The following is a 3,146-nucleotide window of genomic DNA, read 5'->3' as shown; positions in this document are numbered from 1 at the left end:
CACAGTCAAACTTTCAACAGCAGAACCAACGGCAAGCTGAGCTTCCGTGTAGCTGCCTTCCGGCATTTCCACGCCTTCATACACCTCTGCAAAAACAGAAATCAATGGTTGGTCAGATTCAACCTCTTTACCCACGGAAATTATCTTGCCACCTCTATCATTAAGACTTGACCAAGCTCCGGGTTTGGGCTGATACCATAGGTTTTGAATGTTCTGTAGCTCGGCACTGTACTTCGGGCTAACCTGTACTTCCAACAAACTACTCTTGTGGCTTGTCACAGTCACTAACGCATCACCCTGATTTGCAAAGCCTCCATTTACTGCCTGAATAGATTTGATGTATCCATTCATTGGAGTAGTGACTTGTTTACCTCCCGCACTGTACCCACTACTCAACGTCTCGTAGTTGGTTTTTGCCACCTGGTACTTTTGCTCTACTCGCTCAAACTCAGCCTTAGCAACGATTTTGGAAATGTATAATTCCTTTTTCCGTTTGTATTCCGATCTGGCTTGCTCGAATTCAGCTTTTGCCTTTTGGATCTCCGCACTCAGATTATTGGAAGTAAGTCCTGCACTACTAATGGTCATCAAAACCTGACCTTTTTTTACAGCGCTTCCTTCCGTCAATATTCCAGAACTAAAGCTCACTCGTCCATTGGCTGGAGCCACAAGCGTCTGATAATCCGAGGGTGCTACTTTCCAAACACCTGAAGTGGGAATGGTTTGAAAGACTTGCTTCTTCAAAACTGGAGCTGTTTGAAACTCCATTTTCCAGGCCTGTTCTTTCAAAAAAGTAATGGCATTACCCTCTTCTTCACTACCCATTTGGGCAATGGCTTCTTCCTCTGAAGCATACACAGGAATATTATCCATTACGATCTTATCCGAAAACGCGGGCGTCTTGATTTCAAAAATCAATTGATAAGTTCCCGGTTCTTTCGGTTGCAGTGACGGTGTGAATATCCCAGGTGAAGAAGGTGCTTCTACCTTGTGTCGGATGCCCTTTCCACCTTTTATCAAACTCACCGTTACACTGCCTTCCAGAACAGGTAGATGCTTTTTCAACACCGTAAAGTGTGCTGCAAAACGGCTGTTATTTCCAACAATCAATGCCGGGTATTCAACAAACAACTCCGTTTTATTTGTCCAGATAGTTGTGACCACCGAAGGAACTTCATCACCTTCCGTGATGTGGCTACCATCCGGGGCATGTGCATGTCCTTCTTCCTCCACAGGTTGACATGAAATAAGAGTCACCGCCAACAGGATGATGGAGTATCGAACGCTTTTATATAAATATCTCATTGCTTCAGTCCGAGTATTTTGTAATTGCCATTCGTTTTCAACGTGACCTTAACGTCTGCATCACTGTTGTTTTTCCAGTACCAGCCATGAGAGCCTTCAAATGGCACAGTTAGGATTCCCTTCATTTTGTCCGAAGTAGCTACAGCAAAGCTTTCGAAGTACTTCGTTTGCTCGTAATCCAATGGCTCACCGTGAAGGTCAAAGTACAATGGAGATTCAGTAGTCCATTCGTAGGTAAGCTTCTCGTATTGCTTTAGGTGAAACTTGTACTCAACTCCTTTTTTAGCTGGCACAGTAATAGTAACCTCATTCTCTTGCTGCTTCGTCTCAACCGTGGATTCTGTTTCAGTACTTTCATCAGCAGTCTCTGTCGTTTCCTCTTCGTTCACTTTGAACTCTTCTTGCTCCTTATGATCAGCTTCATGATCATGGGTGTGTTCGCCTTCTCCGGTTCCGTGCGAGTGGCCATGATCACTTTTTGTACCACATGCTGCCGAGAATAGAATAAGTGTTGCGATAAGAATATTTGAAATTTTCATAATTCGATGTTTTTAAGATTTTATAATTGATGTTTTAAAAGTTGTGTTTGCGATACGTAGAGCTGGTATTGCATGTCCAGCATCGTATCATATGCCTGGCGATAAAACTTTAGCTCCATGTAGTATTCCAGGAAGGATAATTCACCTAGTTGATAGGCCTGCAGCAATAAGTCATCACTGTTTAAACCCGATAAGGTTGCTTCATACTCCTGAAATTTGGAAAGCATAATCTCATAGTCATTGTATTGCTTTTCAAATGCCGAATAGGCTTGCAATGACAATGAGGTATTGATCGACTGTTGAAAGTCAACTTGAGATTGAGCGGCTTTCACCTTGTTACGATTACTCCATAAAGGAATACTAATGCCGGCATACACACCGGAAAACCGCTCACCTGATACACCCTGACTGTTGAAGCCTGCTGTCAAATTTGGGAGCGTCCTGTTTTTAGCCAACCTTAATGACTGCTGAGCAATCGCCTCCTGTTGCTTGAGTTTTACCAGCTCAGGATCTTGCACTAGCTTTTCCTGCCAAACACTTTCCTTGTCAGTCAAATCCAGGGATAAAGCATATTCATCAGATGAAAAACGTATCTCCGCTCCTCCATTAAGATTCTTAAGGAGTAGCATCGTGTTTCTCTGATCGCTTTCAATCTGCTGAATTTTAAACTGTTCCTGCATCCAGGCCACCTTGGCTTTATTCAATTCCAGGATACCCACCTGTTCTTTTTCATAAAGCTCCTGCACCTGCTCAAACACCTCTTTTGCCTGCTCCACTCTAAGTGTTTCGGTAGTTAGGCGTTTGTTCAAGTAGATCAGATTCAGGCAGTATTCTTTGGCTTGTGCCAATATTTCCTGCCGCCTGGCCTGATAGTCCAGCTGCAACTGATCGGTTTGTTTGTCAATCAAATTCCTGCGAGTGCTATAGACCGTTGGGAACTCAAAAGACTGACTCACCTGGAACTCGGAGTAATCTCCCGTACTATGCTCACCAAAAGGCAGATAGTATGCACCCAGTTGAGGGTCTGGCAGATTATTTCCGGATTTCAGTTCAAGAGCCCTACTCTCAGCATATTGACTGAGGGCTTTCAGCTCCTGGTTGTTTTGTTCTACTTCCCTGAGAATGCTTTCTATTGAGGTCGATTGAGCAATCAAGCCAAACGACAAGAAGCATCCGCAAAGAGCGAACACGATTTTTTTATACATGTAAATTGATTTTAGGATTAATCAAATAGTGTTGAGCATAACCTAATATGCTCGGTAAGCGGGATTCTTCCTGCTTGAAATGATTATCCTAAAGATG

General features: G+C 43.3%; 3 protein-coding genes. All 3 read right to left on the bottom strand.

All coding sequences use genetic code 11. From position 1 onward, the window contains the following. The coding region (locus RIC88_RS16465; protein WP_350218665.1) for an efflux RND transporter periplasmic adaptor subunit at positions 1–1,305 on the bottom strand (1,305 nt) is incomplete at its 3' end. Further along, positions 1,302–1,844, bottom strand: a complete 543-nt coding sequence (locus RIC88_RS16460) for a hypothetical protein (RefSeq protein ID WP_350218664.1) — start codon at positions 1,842–1,844, stop codon at positions 1,302–1,304. The genes RIC88_RS16460 and RIC88_RS16465, both read right to left, overlap by 4 nt. A 20-nt stretch (positions 1,845–1,864) precedes the next feature. Next, entirely contained in the window at positions 1,865–3,049 is a 1,185-nt protein-coding gene (locus tag RIC88_RS16455; RefSeq protein ID WP_350218663.1) for a TolC family protein, read from the bottom strand. Positions 3,050–3,146: the final 97 nt, after the last annotated feature.

The sequence above is a fragment of the Ekhidna sp. genome, assembly GCF_040220215.1.
Lineage (GTDB): Bacteria > Bacteroidota > Bacteroidia > Cytophagales > Cyclobacteriaceae > Ekhidna.
This window is presented reverse-complemented; position numbering and strand designations above follow the sequence as displayed.